Here is a 19,085-nt window from a genome sequence, read left to right as displayed (position 1 = left end):
ACCCCAATGGAGCCGCGCGGCAGTTCACCTATGGCAATGGTGTGAGCCACTCGCTCGTGCTCAACGGGCGTCAGATGCCCCAGCAGGTGCGGGACAACAATGTCGCTTCGTTCGAGTATCAATACGACGCCAATGGAAACGTCGGCGCCATCATCGATCAGCAGCGGGGGACGGCCTACAACCGCTACATGGGGTATGACGGACTGGATCGCCTGATGGAGGCGGGCTCGGAGCGGTTCGGCGGCGACAACTGGAACCGCTACACCTACGACGTGTTGGACAACATCCTCACCGCCAAGCTTCCAGGTGTGCGCGAGAACAATTACTGGTATGACGCCAAGAACCGCTTGACCAATGTCCAGAACAATGCGGGCGCCACCACCGTCGGGCTGAGCTACGACCCGCAGGGCAACCTCAAGAACAAGAACGGTCAAGCCTATACCTTTGACTACGGAAATCGTCTGCGAGATGTCACCGGCAAGGAAAGCTATGCCTACGATGCCTACGGCCGTCGCACGATAGCTGGCCGACCCACGACGCGGACCGTTCAGGTCTATACCCAGGCTGGCCAGCTGTTCTACACAGAGGCGTCGGGCAAGGGCAACATGGAATACGTCTATCTCAATGGGAGCCTGCTTGCCACCCGTAACTCAGGAACCATCAAATTCCAGCACACCGATGCGCTAGGCAGCCCTATCGCTGTGACGGACACGGCGGGGCATGTGGTAGAGCGCACCGACTATCAGCCCTACGGCACCCCCATCGGCAAGACGGTCGATGGCATCGGTTACACCGGCCACGCCATGGATGGGGCGACCGGGCTGACCTACATGCAGCAGCGCTACTACGACCAGGACCTGGGCCGGTTCCTGAGCGTGGATCCGGTGGCTGCGGACTCGGTGTTTTCGGCGAACTTCAATCGCTACTGGTATGCGAACAACAATCCGTATCGGTTCACTGACCCGGATGGCAGGGATAGCGTTGGGCAAATGATTGATGCTGGTGCCGACGGTTGCGGTCCGGTGTCATGTGCTGCTTGGGCAGGCCTCAAAGCAACCTGGACAGTATTTGGGGCCGAAAGTATTAGCCAAATGGCTGACAAGGGCTGGTCGTCCACGGGCGGCGGAGCTATGGTTGGAGCCGGCTTAGAGATTGCTGCAGTCTTACCGCCGGTTAAAATCGCTCGTGCTGGAGCGGCGATGGTGCGTGTTGGACAGGCAGGCGAGAGCGCTGTGCGTGCCGTGGTCGACATTGGCTCGAAGATGGCATTCGAAGTGAGGGGAACAACCAGAATTCCCGACGGGGTGACCGATTCGGTCATTAGCGAAGTCAAGAATGTCAAATACCAAGGCTATACCTCTCAGATCCGTGACTACGCGGAAATTGCGAAGCAAACTGGTCGCGACTTTAATCTGTATGTGCGATCCGATACAAAGATATCTGGACCGCTAAGGGAAGCAGCCAAACGAGGGGATGTTAAGATCTGTGTTATTGGAGAAGTTTGCCGATGAAACAGCAACAAACTGCGTCAGAGTTGATCGCCGAGTTAGCCGCCGACCAAGATTACTTGGCTATGCGCAAAGCTCGAGACGAGGAAATCGCCAAGCAGCGTGCTGCTTGGGCGAAAGCAGAAGAGCCGCTGGTGCAGGCTTTAGAGTCTGCTGGATGCCCTGTGAAGTCTGTTTGGGACTTGGTCAATACCACTAAGCCCTACCCGGAGGCCATTCCCGTTCTGGTTGACCATCTGCGCGCGGATTATCCAAGCCGCATCAAGGAAGGCATTATCCGGGCGTTGGCGGTGCCTGACTCGCGTCCCTATTGGTCCGTTTTAGTCGACTTGCTCGACACCGCCCCACGCTCGCCTGACAACCTCCGTTGGGCAGCCGCTTGCGCCTTGAGTGGGGCTGCTGATGAGAGTGTCATTGATGATGTAATCAGGATCATCAAGGATGACAACCTAGGGTTCGACCGTGCCCCACTCTTGACTGCTGTTGCTAGATCAAAGGATGCCAAGGCTCAGATGCTCCTGCATGAGCTTAGAGACCATCCGGTGCTCGGCAAAGAAGTCAAAAAGATGCGCAGGGTGGGACGACTAAAGACTTCAGCCGGTAAGACTAAAGAGTAGTTTCATGACTATTTTTACGAGGCAAGTAGGCAGCCTAGGCTCGCAGCAGGCCATTGATCTTCAGGTGGTCAACTGAAGCCAAAGCACCAGCAGCACCATGGGAAGTCCGCTGAGCACCGAGCTGACCCAGAAAGCCCCCATGACGGTCAGCGGGGTCATGACCCACCACTGCCACCAGCTGAAGCCACGATCACGCTGACGTGCCATATGAGCCTCGAAAGCGTAAAGGCGCTCCACCCTCCGCAGGCCCCGGCGAGCCATCAGGGGGCCAATGATGAAGCCGAAGGGTCCAAGCAACAGCAGGCTGAGCGAAAACCACCAGAAGAAGCGGTTGTGGGGCGTCATGACTTTCTTGGGGGCAGCGCGTGGCGCGCCGTCCCCGCCAGCCCCCAGGGCGTCGACGGACGTCCCTGCCATCGAATCGGTCTTCATGCTCATTTGGCGTAGGCCCTCCAGGCGCCGTCGGCTTTGGCATAGCGCAAGTTCTTGTTGACGGGCATGGGGACCTGCCGACCGGCAATCTCCAGGACCACCTGGCCGCGCGTGTCGCAGCGATAGCCATCAGCGCCTTCCGCTTCCACGCAGCCGGTCAGTTCGAAGTTTTGGACGTTGGTGACTTGGCCAGCGCCGCTGTCTTTCAGCAGCCGGACAAGGGCGTCCTTGGCGCTGTCAGACGAGGGCTTGCCGCTGCAGGCGGTCAGGCCCAGGGCCATGGTCAAAGCGACCAGGCCGATCCGTGCGTTTTTCATGTCGTTCCTTTGCTGAGGGATGCTGATGGGGAAAGCGGGGGCCTAGCTGGGACCTGCTACTTGTCGCGGTTCCCGTCGGGCCTGAAGGCAGCAATCCAGAGCCTGGTGTCTTTGAAGGGCGTCAGCATTCCCGTCGGTCCCGGGTGCAGATCAGCGGTCTGGATGAACCCGGTTACCCAAGCAATGCGCAGCGACACGTCCACCGCGCGGTCGGCCACGCCGGGGCGGCTCACGTTGACGACAAAGGGCTGGGCCGGAGGGTTGGGACCGCTGGAGCGCTGCGCGCCAGTGTTCGGCTTGCTAGGCGGCACCCGAATGCCGCTGAGCGAGTCCCGGCCTTTCCACAGCGCTGCGTTGTTGAGCTCGGCCACTTCGCCCAGGTCGTCGGTCTCGGTCAGGGCGGCATCGAAGCAGGTGCGGAAGGTCTCGACACTCGAGGCGGTCGGGCTGGTCCAGATGCGGGCTTCTGCGGTCCAACAGGGAAGGGAAGCGCCCCACTCGGTGAAGGTCAACGCCACTCGGGGCCACTCCAACTTCCCGAGCTGGGCTTGCTGGTGGTTGTCGCCCTTGAAGAGGTTGGGCAGCTTCCCGACGCCATTGATGGGCGTGTAAATCGAGCCCGTCCCCTGGCTGCCGGCCTTGGTGCCGGCGCTCGGCTGGATGCCGATCATCCACTGGCCTGCGCCCTTCAAACTGCCGCCGAGCTGACGCAGGAAGCCAGGCTTTTGCGGCTGGGTGTCCTGGGCGTGGGTGGTGAGTGGCGAGACGAGCGTTAACGCCAAGAGCGTCGAGAACGCTCCCTGTCTTGAAAGTTCCATGTGGCCTCTGATGGGTGCGGTTCTATCTCCCATATTGGCAGATAAGTGCGCTAGGATGCTACTCGGTGCAGACTTGGAGGTCAGCCATCAGTTAGATCTCCATGCCCGCATCTCTGCCCACAAGTTCCGTCTTTGGTCGTCGCCTGCGTGCGGCCAGGCGCGTGGCGGGCCTGTCGCAAGTCGAACTGGGAGCGCTGCTGGGGATGAACGAGAAAGCTGCCTCGTCACGACTCTCCCGCTACGAGCGGGGGGAGCGAGAGCCCGGCCATGAGACGTTGGCTGCTTTGAGCAACGCGCTGGGTGTTCCGCCGGCCTACTTTCACGCCAGCTCTGACGTGTTGGCCGAGGTCATACTGCTTGTGGCTCGTCTCCCCGCGGAGCGTCAACAGACAGTGCTTGACCTAATCAAGGAGCATTTGACCTCGACAGCGCCTTCGCGCTAGATCAATGCTCTATGGGAAGTACCCCATGATCGGTTGGGGCGCTTGCCAAACTGTCAAAAAAACTTTTCGTAGTGGCGAACTGGTTCTTCCACCGAGCCGAGCTAGCTCGCCGCTGCTGAACGCGACCAATCGATGGCCCTAGTAGAGATGACCTTAGTAGACTTGACATTCTGTATCTTATAGGAGACAATTTCCGTGCCGGATGTTATTACGACTATCGAGTTTGACGAATGGGTCAGAGGACTCTCAATTATGGGCAAGGCGAAAGTCTTGGCGCGGATCACTAACATGGAGCGCGGAAACCTCGGTGACTGCGAACCAGTCGGCGAAGGTGTCTCCGAGTCTAGGATTAATTGGGGTCCTGGGCTCCGGCTTTACTTTGTTGAGCGAGGAGATCGGTTCATCATCTTGTTGGGAGGGGGAGATAAGTCTACCCAGCAGCAAGATATCAACGCGGCTCTGGCGCGTGCACCGACGGTAATGAGTTAGTTAATTTCACAAAGGCTTGGGAGAATGCTCATGGCTAATCTTCAGACATTCGATATCAGTGCTCATCTTCAAGATCTTGAAACCGTGGCTGCATATTTGGATGCCTGTCTTGAGGAGGGAGGGCAAGAGCTGTTCCTTGCTGGACTCGGGCATGTGATGAAATCTCATGGTATGAGTGACATTGTTGCGCGAGCAGGGCTTGGAAGTCGCAGTAGCGCTTACCGTGCCTTTTCAAGCAGCGGTAATCCTGAGCTCGCATCCGTAGGCTCGGTCCTCGATTCGCTCGATCTTCGGCTATCGGTGGTCCCTAAGGAACACTCAGAAGTCGCTTAACAGATTTTCGGGCTGGAATGCCCCACGAGTAACATTTCACGCTTTGGCTGCTGCTTCGCGCCAATGCTGTATTGTGCCATGCGCTAATAGAGCAAGCACGGATCCTGTAGTGGAGCTTTCCAGCTAACCGTATGATGCGTGCTTGACCGGTAGATTCTGTCCAGCGTGTAGAAGTATTCGGAGGCAGTCCTCGCATCATCACTCGAGGAGACCTTGAACATGTTGAGCAAGCTCTGCGCGATTCAGGAGAACGATCTGCTGTTCGTTTCCTGGCAAGTCTTCCGCGCGACGGTGGACTCCGAGTCGTCGTAAGAGGTAGTAGGCCAAGCATTGGCGAGTTGAAATAGCCAATTGCCCATCTACCATTTCATAGTCAAGCTCGATAGCTCTTCGCTGCCCTGGTGACAGCCCCGGGTGAGGGCCGATCACGATCGTAAGCAGACGCTCCCACTCCTCATCTATTTCTGGAACGTGCTGGGCGGGCAGCGGAGCGACATAGTCCATCACGCGAGCGAAGACAAAGTCGCAGAAAGCCTCACGTTTGTGGCAAAACGCGCGCACATGCCAGCGTGCCCCATCGTAAGCCAGCCCGCGGGGGCTGATCTGACGCCGCGTTGGCTCAGGTCGACTCATGGACTGGTAGTTGATCTCAATGCTATCCCCCGCTCGAATCGCGGCCAATACCGCTCGCAAGAGGTCGGTTTGGACGGATCTTGTGGGATGTCGCACAACTGCCGTCTTTGGCACGTCCGTTAGAAAGCTAACGTCGGCGGGAATCATGCCCGTGTTTAGCGCGTAAAGCTCAGCCAAATATCTGCTGCTTGTGGGGTCTATGAGCAGGGGGCGGAAGTCGGGTGTAGCGCGATACAACTTCTCGCTTCGATCGTAGACCATGTTTCCCGGCGCTTGCGCTTGGTACTCGCTCAGGTCTAGGGAGGCCTGAGGGATCGAAATGCCGAAAAATTCGGTCAAAGAGGAACGGTTCAAGCGCCCACTCCACTGCAGGCGGGAGTCGATGAACTCAAGGCGCCGGTCTTGACCCCAACGGCCGCGACGGTTCTGTGCAATCGGTTGCATTGTCTCAATATCAAATGAGAAAGGGGTGATTCACTATCCGCTTATTGACTAGGTGCATCTAGTGAGTGTACTTATTCTACACCGCGGGCCGCTGTGACGCTCGCCTCAGGAATAGGCAGGTTCATATGACTCCGATGCTCACCTTTTTCCCGGTTGGGAATGGCGACATGACGTTGGTTCAGCTTGTCGATGAGAGTTCAATCTTGATCGACTGCAACATCCGCAAGGCAGCCGATGACCCTGCTGACTCTACGGCGCGCGATGTCGCCAAGGATCTTCGGCAGCGTCTCAAGCTGGACGAAAACGAGCGGCCCTACGTAGATGCCTTCTTGCTAAGCCATCCGGACGAGGATCACTGCCGGGGCCTTTGCAATCACTTCTATCTAGGGAGGTTGGAGGACTACCCCGACGACAAGAAGCCGGCAGCCGAGAAGCGGATCGTCATCCGGGAAATGTGGTCCTCGCCGATCGTGTTCCGCCGGGCTTCTAAGCTGCATGTGCTGTGCGACGATGCGAAGGCTTGGGCAACCGAAGCCCGTCGGCGCGTTGCTCACTTCAAAGAGTTCGGATGGGCCGGCGCGGGTGATCGAATCCAAATTATGGGTGAAGACTAAGGCGAAAAGACGAAGGGTCTAGAGGCCATCCTCGTCCCCAGCGGTGATTTTGTGACCAAGATTAATGGGGTTCACAACTCCCATTTTTCTGGTCATTTGTTGGCACCGAGCTTGGTTTGCGATGACGACGAGGAAGTCTTGCTGCGAGCGAAGAACCAGTCCAGTGTAATCCTCAACATTGAAATCAACGCGACTTGGGCGGGCCACGCCAAGTCCCGCTTTCTAACTGCCGGTGATGCGGAAGTAGCCATCTGGGAACGCCTGTGGAACAAGCATAAGGATGCGCCAGAGGTGCTGGCATATGATGTCCTTCAAGCCCCTCATCACTGTTCTTGGCACGTGCTGTCGTGCGACAGCTGGTCCGATTGCGGTGAAGACGCCGAGGTTTCTGCGGACGCGCGTTCTGCGTTGGGCCAGGCGCGCTACGGGGCTAAGATCATTGCCAGCAGCAAGCCGGTAAAAGACGATGATGGCGATCCGCCCTGCACACGTGCTAAGCGGGAATACGAAGACATTCTCGATGGCAAGTGCGGAAAATTCCTGTGCACCGGGGAGACGCCCTTTACTTGGGCGCCCAAGCCCATTGAAATCGAGATCACCACCGACGGCCCGCGGGTTTGTCCGTTGGAAGCAGCCACCGCCGCAGCCGCCACTGCTGCGGCCGCCGCGCCGCGAGCTGGCTCCATTTAAATGGCTGACTACTACGAATGGGGACAGCCGGCGGAGATGGCCGATGCTGAGGATGAAGGCCAGCAATTTCTTGAGTTGCTGGAGGCATGCCAGCAGCATTCGGATGTGAGGGTTGTTGGACTGCTTCGACGAGGAAGCCCAGGCCAGCTTGGGATTATCGTCGACGTAGGCGATGGAAGCGTCGCCCCAGGAAATCAGGTTGGAATTCAGCCAAGGGAGCGGCTCTGGTTAGGTTTAGATCCATCTAGCAAACGGTCGCCAGAGGTTCGCGCATTGCGGCGTCAGTTTCCCAGCTTGCTTCATCTCAATGCGGTCGCTAGCAATGAGCCGGCATCCCTTTGTTTATATGAGAACTGGGCTCATGAAGAGCGTCAATGGACGGCCCAACGTCACTTGCGCCGAGTTCTGTGGTGGCTACGTGAGGCGGCCAGGGGTTCCTTGCATGCCGCTGATCAGCCGCTAGAGCCGCTGTTCTACGGCACTGGTTATACAGTCATATTGCCAGCGGCCTTCCAAACCCAATCGGCCGATGACCTCGGGGCCATTTGCCTATCAGCACTAGAAAGAAATCGCCTGGGCCTCTGTCTTGTTGCATCAGACCCAGCGAATATTGCTAACCGAGTGCCAATCCAGCCGCTGCTGGTCGAACTATCGCCTGTCGAGCACGTCCCGATTCAGCGCCCGCCTACAGACTTAGGTGGACTCGATGAAGCACTATCTTCCCTTGGGATATCCATACTTGAGCCCTTGCGGGAAGCGTTACGGCGTCAGTTTAAAAGCAACACATTGGCGCGCCGGCAAAGTGGCAAAGTCTTGCTGATCTTGATGTTGCCACGACTTCGAGACGGTAGCATTGACCGCGTCGACACATGTGCCTTTCTTACAAATGTCGACATCAATAGCCTAGGACTTCAGATCGGAAGCCTGTTCCAGCCCATCCCCGGCGGTGATCCGTTCGCCGTTGAAGAGCTTCTGGGAGCCGACGCGGTACCACCTAATGATCGGTGGAAAGTCGTGGAGATTGTGCTTACCGAGATCAAGACAATTCCCGTTCGCTCGGACGCACGTCAATTCTCAGGCATTTCGACAGCTGGAGGCGACTTCTCTGGAGTATTGGCGGGAGTAGGGGCCTTGGGGAGCGGGCTGGTCGACACTTGGGTCCGAGAAGGATGGGGGCGGTGGACGTGCGTCGATCCCGATTATGTCGAGCCACATAACCTGATTAGGCACATTGTGACTTCCAAGGCGGTGGGGCATCCCAAAGCCGTATCAGTTTGTGCGCAACTAGGCCTTGTTTTTGGAACAGAAGACTCTACGCCCTCTGCCATCGTCGCTGAAGCCAACGATTGGTCTAATCCTGAAGTGAAGGCAGCCGTGGAGGGAGCAGAACTTCTTGTGGACGCCTCGACGACGATTGATGTGCCCCGTGACTGGTCTGAGCGTGAGCTTCCTCGAAGTGCGTCTGTGTTCTTCACCCACAACGGCTTGAGTGCTGTGATGCTGCTTGAGGATGCTGGGCGCACCACCCGCCTTGCATCACTCGAGGCGCAGTATTACAGGGCGGTAATCAACGAAGAATGGGGCGCTAACCATTTGCGGCAAGGAGATCAGGTGCGAGTTGGTCGCGGGTGTCGCGATCACAGCATTCGATTGCCCATCGATCTAGCAAAACTACACTCAGCCCACCTAGCGCGGCGTCTCCGCCTGAGTGTCGCTAACGCGGATGCTTGCGCCCAAGTCTGGACGTTGGACGATGCCACGGGCGCCCTCTCCAATGACTCCATCCAGTTAAGCAAAACCAAGCAGGTGCAGAGGGGAGATTGGCATGTCCGCTGGGACGAAGGTCTCGAAGAAAAGCTCCACCAGATGAGGGCGGAGCAATTGCCGAATGAAACAGGGGGAGTCTTGGTTGGAGTGGTCGACCAAGTTCTGCGGACTTTGACACTCGTGGATGCTTCAGCTGCCCCGATTGACAGCGTTGCCGACAGCGTCAGCTTCGTGCGAGGCAAGGAAGGGAGTCAAGAATATGTTGAACGGTGTGGGGTGCTGACGGCAGGGATGGCAAGCTACGTGGGAGAGTGGCACGCTCATCCCGAGGGATATTCCGCCAACCCTAGTCCAACAGACGTAGTGCTGTTGAGGACACTCGCCGACCGGCTGGCAGCCGACGGTGTCCCGGCTCTGATGGTGATCGTTTCCGCAGATGCCGTCAGCATCTCGCTGGGTCAATCCGTTGTTCCCGTAAGCGAGTAGACGCTGTAGATCGAGTGTTACTGAGTAAGCCGGAGCCTGAATGTCAAATACAAATGCGCTGACCGAAATGATTCCCTTGGTTGCCGATCCCTATGATCGGAAAGCGAGGCTTGCGCCAGCTCTCATTGTGCTGATGCCCTTGACCGTGTCGTTCATCGTGGCGTGCCGTGAAGACCTTGATGCCATGAGGGTTCTGGCTGCCATGCTGGTGACCTTCTGTGCGCCATTTCTACTTTGCAGTATCGTGAGGTTTCAAGGAAAGCAGCTAGAGACGAAACTGGTAGAGAAGTGGGGAGGTATGCCTTCTACAATTCTGCTCCGTCATCGGGACGAGCGTCTAAATCCTCAGACAAAGGCGCGCTACCACAGCGCTATCAGGGGCAAGCTTGGGTTGACCGTGCCCACGGCGGCGAGAGAGCGCATTGATCCCCGCAAAGCGGACCATACTTATGAAGCGGCGGTGGCGGTCCTTCGGGATAAAACTCGGACGACCGAACCGCTGGTTTTGAAGGAAAATATTTCTTACGGCTTCTTTCGAAACATGTCAGCGTTGCGGCCATTCGGCATTGCTACCTCTGCGGTTGGCCTAGTCATTGGACTGTTCATGTCTGACGTTTTTGCGCTGAACCCGTTGGGCGCCAGTTGGGGATCCTTACTGCACCCTGGTTTTGAAGGTGGAGTCACCCTGACTGCCTCAGGGATTTTGCTTTTGCTGTGGCTGACCAGCTTTAGCCACTCTCGGGTTGAAAGTGCGGCCTATGCGTATGCCGAGCGTCTCTTGAGCGCCTTCGATAGGGTGTCGTGATTTGCCCGTGGCTTATGGATGATGAGGGGGGACTTGCTATTCCGCGCAATATCGAATGACCGTTTTCATAGGCGACGCCGAGCGGCCTTTCCTAAATGCCGGCGACAAGTGGAGTGTGTTCATGAGCATCAAGCCAGGTCCAAAACGCATTGCCAAGTCGACGGGTAAGCCTGATCAGCGTCAGCGTGATAACAAGACAACGCCAGGTAACACGCCTGGTCTTAAGCCCCATACGCACAAAAAGGGCAAGTAGGAATTACAGACAAGTTTCCTGCCTGCAAAGTGCTGCATGATGTTTCGGGGATCCGTCGGAACTGCGTGGCGACGGATCCTCTTTTTCTAATCACGCAGAGATGCAGGCTGCATCATGAGCGCGTGGTTCTGCTCCGATTGTCTAGAGCTATTCACTTTTATCTTGCTGGGGCATGACGATATTGAGCATGTGGCGTCGGTCAACGTTACGGATAGAACTTGCTCGGGTCTGCCAAGCTCTCCTTAAACTGCCCACGCTCATATTTGGGCAGCTCAACCGGCTGCTTGTATTTCGCCAGAATTTTGATTTGCTTGGCCCGGGCGAGCTTGGGCTTTTTGTGGAAATAGGCGTCGTGCAAGACGGGCACGTTCTTCCGCAGCGAGTGGCCGGTGATGAGGGCGATGTCTTGGTCGGATACGTTCTTGTGGTGCAGCTCAGTGGCCAACGTGTGGCGGAACGCATGAGCGCCGATGCCCTTTCCGAAGCCCAAGGTCTTCATGTAGCTGCTGAACTGGTTCACCGCGCCTTGGCTGTAGCGCGCATTCGTCTCACCGGTCTCCCGGTTGACGCCTGCAGAGAGGTGGGGGAAGAGGCGAGGGTGCCCGCAAGCCTTGATGTCCTCCAGGAAGTCCAAGAAGCCGACATCGAGGAGTGGCTTGGGGATGGGCAGGGTGCGCACCGCTGCTTTGCCTTTCAGGCTTTGACGGCTCTTGTTTCGATCCTTATGCCTGAGATCAGCGTCGACCGTTTTTTGGATGCGGATACACCAGACCTTGGCTTCCTCCACGATGTCTGCCACTTTCAGCTGCGCTAGCTCATTGATGCGCGCGCCCGTATAGAGCGAGATCATGGGGAGCCACCACCGGTGGGGATACTTCTTGGCCCAAGCCGGGAACGTCTTGGGTGAAAAGATGCGCTGAAGCTCTTCCTCGTTGAACAAGCGCTCGGGCTTGTTCGTGTCCACGACTAGGTCCTTCTTGATTTCGGGGAATGCGTCCATCGGCGACATGGGAATGGCTTTGGCCTTCACCAGCTTGCCGAAGAAAGACACCAAGAACCTCCTGTGCTTCTCAAGCGTGGCAGGAGCAGGTGGCGACACGCCAAGTTCTTTACCAAGGGCAACCGCCTGCTCGAACGTGTAGTCCCGATACTTGGGATCGGACAGCAGAAGTGGCGGCGCCCAACGCATCAGGTCCCAGAGCTTGTAGATGTGAGCGTGGTCGATGCGGGAAACAGGAATGTCACCACAGGCAATCCGCAAGAGCTTCAGCGACCGAGCCGTGGCGTCGATGGTCTCCTTGGCAAGGCAGCAGCGATCGCGATGGCCCAAGTAGTCCGAGATCTCGACCGACAGCAGCCGAGCGGGAGAGCAGAGGGGGAGGGGCTCAGGGTAGTGGGTGCGGTTCTTGCTGAGGCGCACCCTTCGGGAGCGCTCATCCGCGCGGTCAAAGAGTTCTAATGCGTGGATCGCAGCTTCGCGGCCCGTGATGTTGATTTCGGAGGCCCGGACGTTCCCAACATGGACATTCTTTATTTGCAGGAGGCCGAAGGGGGCGGTGATGTAATCGCGGAGCTGTTGCTGGACTGTAGATGACACGGCTTGCTTCCATTGGAACAATGGAAGTAGTGCGTCCAATGCGCTCCTGTTGCCAAGACGCAGTAGTTCAGGAAAGTCTTCCATTCCAGTCCCTGGAACCCCAGTGAGCGCTCTACTTCTTCGTAAACGGGGCGCAACTCAGCGCTCCGGCTCAAGAGCAGTTGGGCGACTTTCGTTTCAGAGAAGGCAATCTTTGCCTCCTCGTTGGTAGCGATTTGCTCTCGGAGGTGGTCTTCGCAGATCTGTTGGGCATGGGGGGTGAACACGGTCAAATGATCCGATTGGGATGTGAGTTGTCAGGCTAGGGTGGCCGAACGGGCCTGTCGGCATCTGAAACAAAGTTTTTTCGATCCTTTTCAGATCCCGGCTATCCGTCAACGCCTCAACGGCTTCCGAAAGCGCAATTCCACTACGTCTCGGGCATCCAACCCCATGCCATCTAGGACGACGAGGGGATATCCGGGCTACTTAAAGGGAGCTGCTGACGCACGTCATGGCTGCCCAAGCGCTGGCCGTGGAGCGGCGAGTGAATGCTGCGCCCCGTTTCACGCGCGGGCGTCAAGCGAGCCGACAGCCAAGGAGCGCTGAAGGGCAAGCGCTACCTGGGTCGCGGCATGCACCCAGTCGTCGTCCTCCGCGTATGGATCGTCTTCATAATCCTCCTTGCCGCCGTGGAAAAGGTTGTTGCGGACCTGGCGCATGGCTTCCACCAACGCCACCGCATCCGATTCCGTATCGAGGGGGCAGGGCATGAAGCGGGCCACCAAGCGGCCCTCATCGTCCAAGATCTTCTGCTTCATGGGCCTCACGTCGCGCTGGCTTAGAAGGCGCTGGCGTGCCCAGCCTGGAACGTCTTTAGCAAAGGCATCGCCAAGCTGGCGAACGCGCGCTTCCACCACGCGCCAGGCGACGTCAGGCGTTGGCTTCCCATCCCGATCTTTCCGGAAGAAGTCCCCGTGCCGTCGAAGCTGGAACTCCAGCTTGCTGACAGATTTGAGGAGGTCGTAGGCGAGGTCTTGGTGAACGGGCATACCGGCATCGTATCCCAGCACTGGGGGATCCACATCGGCACGCAGCGCTGCTAAGGTCCAAGGGCCGCCAGGAAGGAAACTTATAGGGGATGGTTGAATGCGTTTGAGAAAGATCGGCTTGAGTTGGAGCAAAGTCGCGGCTGCCGCCAGCATCACGGCCGCCTTATGGACACCAGCATTGGCCTGGGCCCAGGGCCCAACCGGAATCGGCGCCCTTCAAATCGGGCTGACCAAGGCCCAGGTCCTCGCACTCCCAAGCAGAGGGGTGCATCTGGCTGCGCCGATGCTCGACGTTCCAGACGATGCGTTCTCAAGCACGCCTGCTGGGACGGAAAAGTTCAGCGCAACGGTCATGACCCCGTGGCGCAGCGAGCCGATGGAATCCTCCCTGACGTTCGAGGGGGGCAAGCTTGCCTTGATCACGCTCCGGTGGCGCAACGACAGCGTGCTCATGACGACCGTAGTCGTCCAGATTTCCGAGAAGTTTGGCCCGCCCAAAGAGTCGGACGAGCGCCGGGTCGAGAGTTGTCCAACTTCCGCTGGTGCATCCGAGCAGGTCCGCAGCGGGATGCTGACCCGCTCCTGGAAGCAAACCAATGGCAAGCGGGTGATCCTCACGGGGGCCACCACGCTTGCCAGTGACAGCTGTTTAGGAAGGCGAGAAGGCAAGGAGCCATCGGCAATCAACATGCTGCTGATTTCTGCCATGGACAACTTAGAAAACCCGTTTTAACGAAGGAAAGGATACGCGCTTTAAAAGGTTTGCCTGGCCACACTGCTGGCCCTCTCCACCCCAGCCCTCGCCAAGTAAGGGGAGATGCGTCCCTCCGCTTCGCAGGTCGGCACAATGAAGCGGCTGGAAGTGCTCGGCAAAGCCTCCCGTGACCGCCATTTTGGTTCCTGGGTTCATCGACAACGAGGACGAGGAACACCCTGAAGAGGGCGGGCTCTTGCTGCTGAAAAATACGTCAGCGAGCTGGACATGGGAATCATAGCCCGGGCCCAGGTCGCCGCCCGCTGGCTCAAGCACAACTACCCGCAAATGGCCAGCCAGATCTACTTGGCCAACCATTGCAAGGCTTGCGACGAGCTTCAAGGCGATCACTTCGTCTTCAGCCCGGACGGCCCGTTCTTTCCCCAAGACCAAGCTGGCGTGGACCAGCTGAAGGTCATCACGGGACACGGGTCCTTGATGGCGAGCGCTTCCACGGTGCAGTCGAGCTGGATGGAGCTTGTCGGGCTTCCAGAAAGCACCTGGCGCGGCGTCAGAAGCGCAGACGGGGTTACGCCCAGGGGTCTCAATCCCTTCGAACCGAGGAGGGCATAATTCTCCCCGTTCCATGATCCTTGCGTTCCTTCGGCCGGCTCACCTCTGGCCTATTTTTTTGCCTCATCAAGGCCGTTGCGCTGGCGCGCCAAACGGGCATGGTGCCTAAGATGCTCGGGATTTGGGTGACAAGCAGCCGTCCTGGGAAGTGTCAACGGCGTTCCGTGCATGGCCTCGTAATCAGTGCCATTCAGCTCTGCTGAGACAGCAAGTCGCAGGTCTTCGAACCAAAGCAGGCCCAAATCGAAAAGGGTATGGATGTCACTTCGAAGCAATAGGCCGTTGTCTACCCTGTTGGTGTGCTCACCACGGTAGGGAAGGATGTGCGCTGCTTCCGCACGCGGACGGCGTTGGAGCCGGTAACTGCGCAGCGTCTTTCGTATGCGTCGAGCAGTTCCACACGGAACTGCTGCTGACCCTGCCTCTGAGAGATCGCTGTCATGGCCCACACGCGCGAGTCGTGGTCTGAGCTAATGGGAGGGAGCGAGGCCAATGATTCGCCTTCAACCTCGGCTCGGGCTAGTTCGCCAAGGGAAAGCGCAATGACTTGCCACTTCCCGCCAGAGGACTGCTCGAGACTCACATGGCCATGAACCGCTGGATTGAAGAGGGTGTAGCGAGTCCTAAGTGGTGGGCCGGCCTCTGTAAGCTTGAACAGTCGGTCGTGGCGATGCCCAAGGTCGCTGCGCCAATCGTGGCGAGCCAGGTTGAAGTGGGGTCGGCTGGGCGAGTTGACGGTTAGAAGCTCCAGGTCGGCACGGGGATTGCCAAGGGGATCTCCCGGGTATCGCTGATCAAGCCACGCCACGATCTCGGCAAGTGCCGGTCCCAAGGGCCTGGACCGCTTCAACCACGCGCCAGTATTTCGCGGTCGCGGCAGCGGCACTGCCGCCGCTGGGACTTGTGGCAGAGGGGTTCGTTGGCGCCGCCTCTACCGTCTCAAAGGCAAAAACAACCTCGTCCTTGCTGATTCGGATAACCGTTCCAATCAGATCCAGGCGAGGGTCGTAAGTGCTCTTGGCATCTTTCGCTCGTCCGTTTCTAACCAACTCGACTTGGTCCGTCTGCGCAAGGACCACCCGAACAGGCAGGCCTTGCTTCAACGCATCCGCCACATCCTTCTTGAACTTGACTCCCCCAGAAGAGCCCCAATGGGTGATCTCGTCGCTGTAGGCGCTGTAGTCCTCAGAAAAGTTGTGCTTCCAAAGACTGACCACCAACTCCCTAGGAGACTCTGTAATCCATGAGGATGTTGAGATCGCGGGCTTGATCTCAGCGCCAAAAGTGCGGAACGCCTCGCTTTTCAACATTTGTAGATTCCTTTCTTGCGTGCTCAAGACGAACAATAGAATGCCATTTTCCTTTGGCTAAGCGCCGTTGAACGTGCGCCTTGTAGTGAGTGGGATTTGACGCCTGACCTTTCCCGCGGTGTCGGCGGACATTGCAGAGGAAACAAGCGGCCACTACGTTCCCTGGAACGTCCAAGCCGCCGTCCTGTTGTGCCACCAGATGCTCGGCCGTGCACTGGTAGGGACGCGCCGAGCGGGGGCGTAAGCCAAGCTCGTTAGGCGAGGTGAGCCACATCGGGAGGCCGCAATAGAAGCAGCAGCCTGCCTGGGCGTGAAAGGCATTGGTGCGAAGGGACTTAAGGCGTTTCTTGCTCATGGGAAGCTCCGGAATCGAAAGGATCCCCGTGCCTCCTAGAGGAGAACCTCGGGCACCCGGAGCCTAGAGGCTACGCGGGCACAACACCTGGGGATGCCCCCACTGGCAGACACGTTGTAACCGACCATCGGTGCGGCTGCAACCCTTCGACGCGCGCTGGGCTGGGCGGGCGACCAGGATCAATGCGTGCTGTGGCCTTCTTCAGTGTTCGTGATTGCCATTCGCAGCGCGCCGAGGGAGCTCGCTTGGTTACGGATTGCCGCGTCGCTCCGATTTCCTACGTGAGCCAAAAGCGCACCCACCAACTCGGCATCCTCCAGCGACTCTGCTCCTGCAAGGAAAACGAGTTCTGCTACCCGTGTGCGTCGCTTGGCTTCTTCGCGACGCTGCGTTTCCTTGGCCTTCACGGCTTGGCGCTGTTGCGCTAAAAGCTCGCGCGCTTGATGCTGAGCCAAGCGCTCCGTGGCTCGTTGGATTTGGTCTCGGTAGTGATTGGTGGTGGTCATGGGTTTCTCCTGCGTTGCTGAAATGAGTCAAGCAGGAAAACGGCTCGCGTCAAGCATCGAGGTGGTCTCGAATTTCGTCCGCATCGAGAATCGGAAAGCCTGAAAAACAGGGCTTAAAAGAAAGAAGCAAGAGCGCACTGATGCAATGTCTGCGACATAGCGCGCGCCAGGTGCTACGCCCCCGGACCCCCAAGCGCTCCGCGCTTGCGCAAATCAAAAGCCACGGCATAAAGAGAGCAACCTCATCTGGAGCTGTGCATGGCCATCTACCACTCTCGCGTCAAAGTTTTTAGTCGTTCCCGAGGCGATTCCGCTGTCGCAGCCGCTGCCTACCGCGCTGGTCTACTTCTCATCGACCACCTCACCGGTCAGCGTCACGATTACCGCCGTCGGGGCGGCGTCGTGGAGACCATCTGCCTGGTTCCCCAGGACGCGCCCGACTGGGCGTTGATCCCTGGGGAGCTCTGGCCGAAAGCCGAGGCGGCGGAGAACCGAAAGAACTCGGTGGTGGCCCGCGAGTTCGAAGTCGCCTTGCCGCACGAACTCAATGACGAGCAACGGTCTGAGCTCGCGGTGGCCATCGGGCAAGCCTTGGTCGCCCGCTACGGTTTCGCTTTGCAGGCCAGCATCCACTCGCCGGGCTCCCGCGATGGGCTCAACCATCACGTGCACCTGCTGGCCACTACGCGCAGGCTGGCCCCCGAAGGCTTTACCGAGAAAACGAGGGAGCTGGACGGCGGAGCGTCGGGGAAGATTGAGATCGAGTGGATCCGCCAAACCATGGCTTCCACGATCAACGAGCATTTGGCCGCCGCGGGAATTGATGCGCGGGTCGACCACCGTCGCTTGGAAGTCCAGGCCGAAGAAGCCCTGGCTCGCGGCGACTGGGCCGAAGCCATGGTGCTGTCCCGGCAGCCCACAAAACACATGGGCAAGACAGCCACGGCATTGGCGCGCAAAGGCGTCATGACCGACCGTGCCGCCGAGAACGCGCGCATCGTTCGAGAAAACGAGGAGGCCTTCGAGCGGTTGCTCGCTCAAGCCAAGCAAGAGGGTAGGGCAACTCCGAACCCCACCGGCCATAGCCACGACCAGGCGCGGCGCGACCGTCGACGCCGGGCTGGTGCTACGAACGACCTTCAAACCGCTGTGCCTGGGTTGGAAATCCATGGGCTCCGCGGCATGCGACTCTCGGACGCCTTGGGTCGGCCTGCGGAAGATGCAGAGATGCGACCCCTGCGCCCCATCAGTGAGCTGGTCACCGAGGCGGCTCGGGACCTAGCGGACATCCTCTCGAACCGGCCAGACCTGGCGTTGACCGCTACGCAGCGCGTGGTGGAGCAGTGGACCGCGCGTGCAGCGGCCCTTGTCGACAGTGTCGATTTGCGCAGACGGCTTAACAGGCTGGTCGACGGACTGGGCCGGCTGAAACGGAGTGTGCTGAAGTTCGCCCAGCGGACCAGCGCCCTGGGACGTGCCCAGCGTCTCTTCAATTTGGCCGAGCAGGGCTGGGAGCAGTTCAACGGCGACCATCCCCGCCCCAACGGAGAGTGGTCCTCTGAAGAGTGGGAAAAGCGGCGGGGACGACGCTTGGCTGTTCTTGAAAAGCGCACAGCCGAACTGGCGGAAGCCCAGGCATCCGTCTCAGAGCAGCAGTGGAACGATTACGAGAACGAGATTGAGATCCGCGCAGCTGAGGTGGAGCAGTGGAGCGCGGAGGTTCTTGCGAGTCCTGAGCTCGCCATCGCGAGCCGGCCTGTTGAGTCGGTCAAGGCCGCTCCCGCGCCCAAGCCCTCCCCAATGCCGATGCCCGTGCCGCAACCGACACGCCGTCGGCCACGCCCCTGAAGGATGTCAAAAACCCCGCAGATGCGGGGCTTTCTTCTTGGCCTTAGTGCCGGGGACGAGGGCGGAAATCTATCCGCTCAATCCCAATGGGCTCCTTGGGGCGGGGGGCGTTGTCCTTGTCCTTGTTCTTCTTCTTGCGCGCCTCTCGCCACTCCTCGATTGAAGCGGGCATGGTCGGCACGACGCTGCGATCAACGGCCGCTCGTTTGACGAGGATGGGCTGGGAAGGGGCCATGGTCGATGCCTGCGTTTGACCGGCCGGCCCTGGCCCGCCGAGCCTCAACAGCTCGGCCGCCAGGTCGAGCGCGTATTGGATGTCCTCGACCTCATGAGGTGGAAGGCGGGTCGTGCGTTGCTGGAGGAGATGGCCGAGCAAGCGACTGGCGACCTGGATCTGCGTTTGGTGATGCATGGGTGCTCCTGTGTGGGGTAAGCACCCATCCAACCAGTTGATCACTTTTT

At 58.7% G+C, this 19,085-nt stretch carries 23 protein-coding genes; 12 read left to right on the top strand and 11 right to left on the bottom strand.

The annotated features are described in order from the left end of the window. Both EO156_RS22525 and EO156_RS22520 read left to right on the top strand, forming a co-directional pair. The coding region (locus tag EO156_RS22525) for an RHS repeat-associated core domain-containing protein (protein WP_241239509.1) at window positions 1-1,511 on the top strand (1,511 nt) is incomplete at its 5' end. Beyond that, on the top strand, window positions 1,508-2,125 hold the full coding sequence (locus EO156_RS22520; protein WP_016850733.1) for a hypothetical protein: 618 nt from the start codon (window positions 1,508-1,510) through the stop codon (window positions 2,123-2,125). The genes EO156_RS22525 and EO156_RS22520, both read left to right, overlap by 4 nt. Window positions 2,126-2,185: 60 nt before the next feature. Here the strand turns inward: EO156_RS22520 and EO156_RS22515 are convergent, their stop codons facing one another. Genes EO156_RS22515 through EO156_RS22505 form a run of 3 tightly spaced genes read right to left on the bottom strand, consistent with a single transcriptional unit; the run spans window position 2,186 to window position 3,692 of the window. Beyond that, window positions 2,186-2,563, bottom strand: a complete 378-nt coding sequence (locus EO156_RS22515; protein WP_015471698.1) for a hypothetical protein — start codon at window positions 2,561-2,563, stop codon at window positions 2,186-2,188. After that, window positions 2,560-2,874, bottom strand: a complete 315-nt coding sequence (locus tag EO156_RS22510) for a hypothetical protein (protein ID WP_016850732.1) — start codon at window positions 2,872-2,874, stop codon at window positions 2,560-2,562. Before EO156_RS22510 ends, EO156_RS22515 begins: the two co-directional genes overlap by 4 nt. Window positions 2,875-2,930: 56 nt before the next feature. Next, window positions 2,931-3,692: a hypothetical protein gene (locus EO156_RS22505; protein WP_016850731.1), complete on the bottom strand. Its 762-nt coding sequence runs from the start codon at window positions 3,690-3,692 to the stop codon at window positions 2,931-2,933. A 101-nt stretch (window positions 3,693-3,793) separates the two neighbouring features. Here EO156_RS22505 and EO156_RS22500 point away from each other — a divergent pair, with 101 nt between their 5' ends. From EO156_RS22500 to EO156_RS22490, 3 genes are all read left to right on the top strand, one after another. Continuing rightward, window positions 3,794-4,135 (top strand): helix-turn-helix transcriptional regulator, encoded by a 342-nt coding sequence (locus tag EO156_RS22500; protein ID WP_015471701.1) that lies wholly within the window; start codon window positions 3,794-3,796, stop codon window positions 4,133-4,135. Window positions 4,136-4,330: 195 nt separating this feature from the next. Then, the gene (locus tag EO156_RS22495; protein WP_016850729.1) at window positions 4,331-4,624 is read left to right on the top strand and encodes a type II toxin-antitoxin system RelE/ParE family toxin; all 294 of its coding nucleotides are present in this window, start codon (window positions 4,331-4,333) and stop codon (window positions 4,622-4,624) included. Between the two features lie 30 nt (window positions 4,625-4,654). Continuing rightward, window positions 4,655-4,957: an addiction module antidote protein gene (locus EO156_RS22490; protein WP_078585920.1), complete on the top strand. Its 303-nt coding sequence runs from the start codon at window positions 4,655-4,657 to the stop codon at window positions 4,955-4,957. 198 nt (window positions 4,958-5,155) lie between these two features. On the opposite strand, the gene EO156_RS22485 is transcribed toward EO156_RS22490, so the two are convergent. Then, window positions 5,156-5,944 carry a WYL domain-containing protein gene (locus EO156_RS22485; protein WP_223670528.1) on the bottom strand — a complete coding sequence of 263 codons (789 nt, stop codon included), beginning with the start codon at window positions 5,942-5,944 and terminating at the stop codon, window positions 5,156-5,158. A 224-nt stretch (window positions 5,945-6,168) separates the two neighbouring features. Between EO156_RS22485 and EO156_RS24495 the strand changes: the two genes are divergently transcribed. From EO156_RS24495 to EO156_RS22470, 4 genes are read left to right on the top strand one after another with little or no spacing between them, the layout of a single operon-like run. Beyond that, window positions 6,169-6,648, top strand: coding sequence for a hypothetical protein (locus EO156_RS24495; protein ID WP_235801484.1), 480 nt, complete (start codon window positions 6,169-6,171; stop codon window positions 6,646-6,648). A 51-nt stretch (window positions 6,649-6,699) separates the two neighbouring features. Continuing rightward, window positions 6,700-7,338 (top strand): hypothetical protein, encoded by a 639-nt coding sequence (locus EO156_RS24490; protein ID WP_230578022.1) that lies wholly within the window; start codon window positions 6,700-6,702, stop codon window positions 7,336-7,338. Next, window positions 7,339-9,591, top strand: coding sequence for a Mov34/MPN/PAD-1 family protein (locus EO156_RS22475; RefSeq protein WP_078585919.1), 2,253 nt, complete (start codon window positions 7,339-7,341; stop codon window positions 9,589-9,591). A gap of 40 nt (window positions 9,592-9,631) precedes the next feature. Further along, the gene (locus tag EO156_RS22470; protein ID WP_050990048.1) at window positions 9,632-10,396 is read left to right on the top strand and encodes a hypothetical protein; all 765 of its coding nucleotides are present in this window, start codon (window positions 9,632-9,634) and stop codon (window positions 10,394-10,396) included. Between the two features lie 458 nt (window positions 10,397-10,854). Here the strand turns inward: EO156_RS22470 and EO156_RS22465 are convergent, their stop codons facing one another. Continuing rightward, window positions 10,855-12,330, bottom strand: a complete 1,476-nt coding sequence (locus EO156_RS22465) for a site-specific integrase (protein ID WP_078585803.1) — start codon at window positions 12,328-12,330, stop codon at window positions 10,855-10,857. A gap of 461 nt (window positions 12,331-12,791) precedes the next feature. Then, window positions 12,792-13,298, bottom strand: a complete 507-nt coding sequence (locus EO156_RS22460) for a hypothetical protein (RefSeq protein WP_026007155.1) — start codon at window positions 13,296-13,298, stop codon at window positions 12,792-12,794. 76 nt (window positions 13,299-13,374) lie between these two features. Between EO156_RS22460 and EO156_RS22455 the strand changes: the two genes are divergently transcribed. Together EO156_RS22455 and EO156_RS22450 are read left to right on the top strand one after the other, a co-directional pair. After that, a complete protein-coding gene (locus EO156_RS22455) occupies window positions 13,375-14,010 on the top strand; it encodes a hypothetical protein (RefSeq protein ID WP_102097771.1) in 636 nt (211 codons plus the stop codon). A 249-nt stretch (window positions 14,011-14,259) separates the two neighbouring features. Then, entirely contained in the window at window positions 14,260-14,604 is a 345-nt protein-coding gene (locus EO156_RS22450; protein ID WP_016850720.1) for a hypothetical protein, read from the top strand. Between the two features lie 50 nt (window positions 14,605-14,654). On the opposite strand, the gene EO156_RS22445 is transcribed toward EO156_RS22450, so the two are convergent. From EO156_RS22445 to EO156_RS22430, 4 genes are all read right to left on the bottom strand, one after another. Further along, window positions 14,655-15,053 carry an HNH endonuclease signature motif containing protein gene (locus EO156_RS22445; RefSeq protein WP_230578023.1) on the bottom strand — a complete coding sequence of 133 codons (399 nt, stop codon included), beginning with the start codon at window positions 15,051-15,053 and terminating at the stop codon, window positions 14,655-14,657. 345 nt (window positions 15,054-15,398) lie between these two features. Then, window positions 15,399-15,914 carry a hypothetical protein gene (locus EO156_RS22440; RefSeq protein WP_016850717.1) on the bottom strand — a complete coding sequence of 172 codons (516 nt, stop codon included), beginning with the start codon at window positions 15,912-15,914 and terminating at the stop codon, window positions 15,399-15,401. Further along, on the bottom strand, window positions 15,877-16,269 hold the full coding sequence (locus tag EO156_RS22435; RefSeq protein WP_015471728.1) for an HNH endonuclease: 393 nt from the start codon (window positions 16,267-16,269) through the stop codon (window positions 15,877-15,879). The genes EO156_RS22440 and EO156_RS22435 overlap by 38 nt, the downstream gene beginning before the upstream one ends. Before the next feature lie 179 nt (window positions 16,270-16,448). Continuing rightward, window positions 16,449-16,775 carry a hypothetical protein gene (locus EO156_RS22430; protein ID WP_016850716.1) on the bottom strand — a complete coding sequence of 109 codons (327 nt, stop codon included), beginning with the start codon at window positions 16,773-16,775 and terminating at the stop codon, window positions 16,449-16,451. A 258-nt stretch (window positions 16,776-17,033) separates the two neighbouring features. Between EO156_RS22430 and EO156_RS22425 the strand changes: the two genes are divergently transcribed. After that, window positions 17,034-18,623 carry a MobA/MobL family protein gene (locus tag EO156_RS22425; protein ID WP_016850715.1) on the top strand — a complete coding sequence of 530 codons (1,590 nt, stop codon included), beginning with the start codon at window positions 17,034-17,036 and terminating at the stop codon, window positions 18,621-18,623. Between the two features lie 43 nt (window positions 18,624-18,666). Here EO156_RS22425 and EO156_RS22420 read toward each other — a convergent pair whose 3' ends face one another. Then, window positions 18,667-19,035, bottom strand: coding sequence for a hypothetical protein (locus EO156_RS22420; RefSeq protein WP_016850714.1), 369 nt, complete (start codon window positions 19,033-19,035; stop codon window positions 18,667-18,669). Between the last annotated feature and the right edge of the window lie 50 nt (window positions 19,036-19,085).

The organism is Xanthomonas sp. DAR33341, from assembly GCF_003992815.1.
Lineage (GTDB): Bacteria > Pseudomonadota > Gammaproteobacteria > Xanthomonadales > Xanthomonadaceae > Xanthomonas > Xanthomonas cissicola.
Note: the sequence above shows the minus strand (reverse complement) of the source record. Positions and strands in the feature narration are given on the sequence as shown.

What these genes read in the sequence shown, in the direction of transcription:
- EO156_RS22520 (WP_016850733.1), top strand. Translation starts at nt 1,508, where the DNA reads ATGAAACAGCAACAAACTGCGTCAGAGTTGATCGCCGAGTTAGCCGCC.
- EO156_RS22515 (WP_015471698.1), bottom strand. Translation starts at nt 2,563, where the DNA reads ATGAGCATGAAGACCGATTCGATGGCAGGGACGTCCGTCGACGCCCTG.
- EO156_RS22510 (WP_016850732.1), bottom strand. Translation starts at nt 2,874, where the DNA reads ATGAAAAACGCACGGATCGGCCTGGTCGCTTTGACCATGGCCCTGGGC.
- EO156_RS22505 (WP_016850731.1), bottom strand. Translation starts at nt 3,692, where the DNA reads ATGGAACTTTCAAGACAGGGAGCGTTCTCGACGCTCTTGGCGTTAACG.
- EO156_RS22500 (WP_015471701.1), top strand. Translation starts at nt 3,794, where the DNA reads ATGCCCGCATCTCTGCCCACAAGTTCCGTCTTTGGTCGTCGCCTGCGT.
- EO156_RS22490 (WP_078585920.1), top strand. Translation starts at nt 4,655, where the DNA reads ATGGCTAATCTTCAGACATTCGATATCAGTGCTCATCTTCAAGATCTT.
- EO156_RS24495 (WP_235801484.1), top strand. Translation starts at nt 6,169, where the DNA reads ATGCTCACCTTTTTCCCGGTTGGGAATGGCGACATGACGTTGGTTCAG.
- EO156_RS22475 (WP_078585919.1), top strand. Translation starts at nt 7,339, where the DNA reads ATGGCTGACTACTACGAATGGGGACAGCCGGCGGAGATGGCCGATGCT.
- EO156_RS22470 (WP_050990048.1), top strand. Translation starts at nt 9,632, where the DNA reads ATGTCAAATACAAATGCGCTGACCGAAATGATTCCCTTGGTTGCCGAT.
- EO156_RS22465 (WP_078585803.1), bottom strand. Translation starts at nt 12,330, where the DNA reads ATGGAAGACTTTCCTGAACTACTGCGTCTTGGCAACAGGAGCGCATTG.
- EO156_RS22455 (WP_102097771.1), top strand. Translation starts at nt 13,375, where the DNA reads ATGCGTTTGAGAAAGATCGGCTTGAGTTGGAGCAAAGTCGCGGCTGCC.
- EO156_RS22450 (WP_016850720.1), top strand. Translation starts at nt 14,260, where the DNA reads ATGGGAATCATAGCCCGGGCCCAGGTCGCCGCCCGCTGGCTCAAGCAC.
- EO156_RS22440 (WP_016850717.1), bottom strand. Translation starts at nt 15,914, where the DNA reads ATGTTGAAAAGCGAGGCGTTCCGCACTTTTGGCGCTGAGATCAAGCCC.
- EO156_RS22435 (WP_015471728.1), bottom strand. Translation starts at nt 16,269, where the DNA reads ATGAGCAAGAAACGCCTTAAGTCCCTTCGCACCAATGCCTTTCACGCC.
- EO156_RS22430 (WP_016850716.1), bottom strand. Translation starts at nt 16,775, where the DNA reads ATGACCACCACCAATCACTACCGAGACCAAATCCAACGAGCCACGGAG.
- EO156_RS22425 (WP_016850715.1), top strand. Translation starts at nt 17,034, where the DNA reads ATGGCCATCTACCACTCTCGCGTCAAAGTTTTTAGTCGTTCCCGAGGC.
- EO156_RS22420 (WP_016850714.1), bottom strand. Translation starts at nt 19,035, where the DNA reads ATGCATCACCAAACGCAGATCCAGGTCGCCAGTCGCTTGCTCGGCCAT.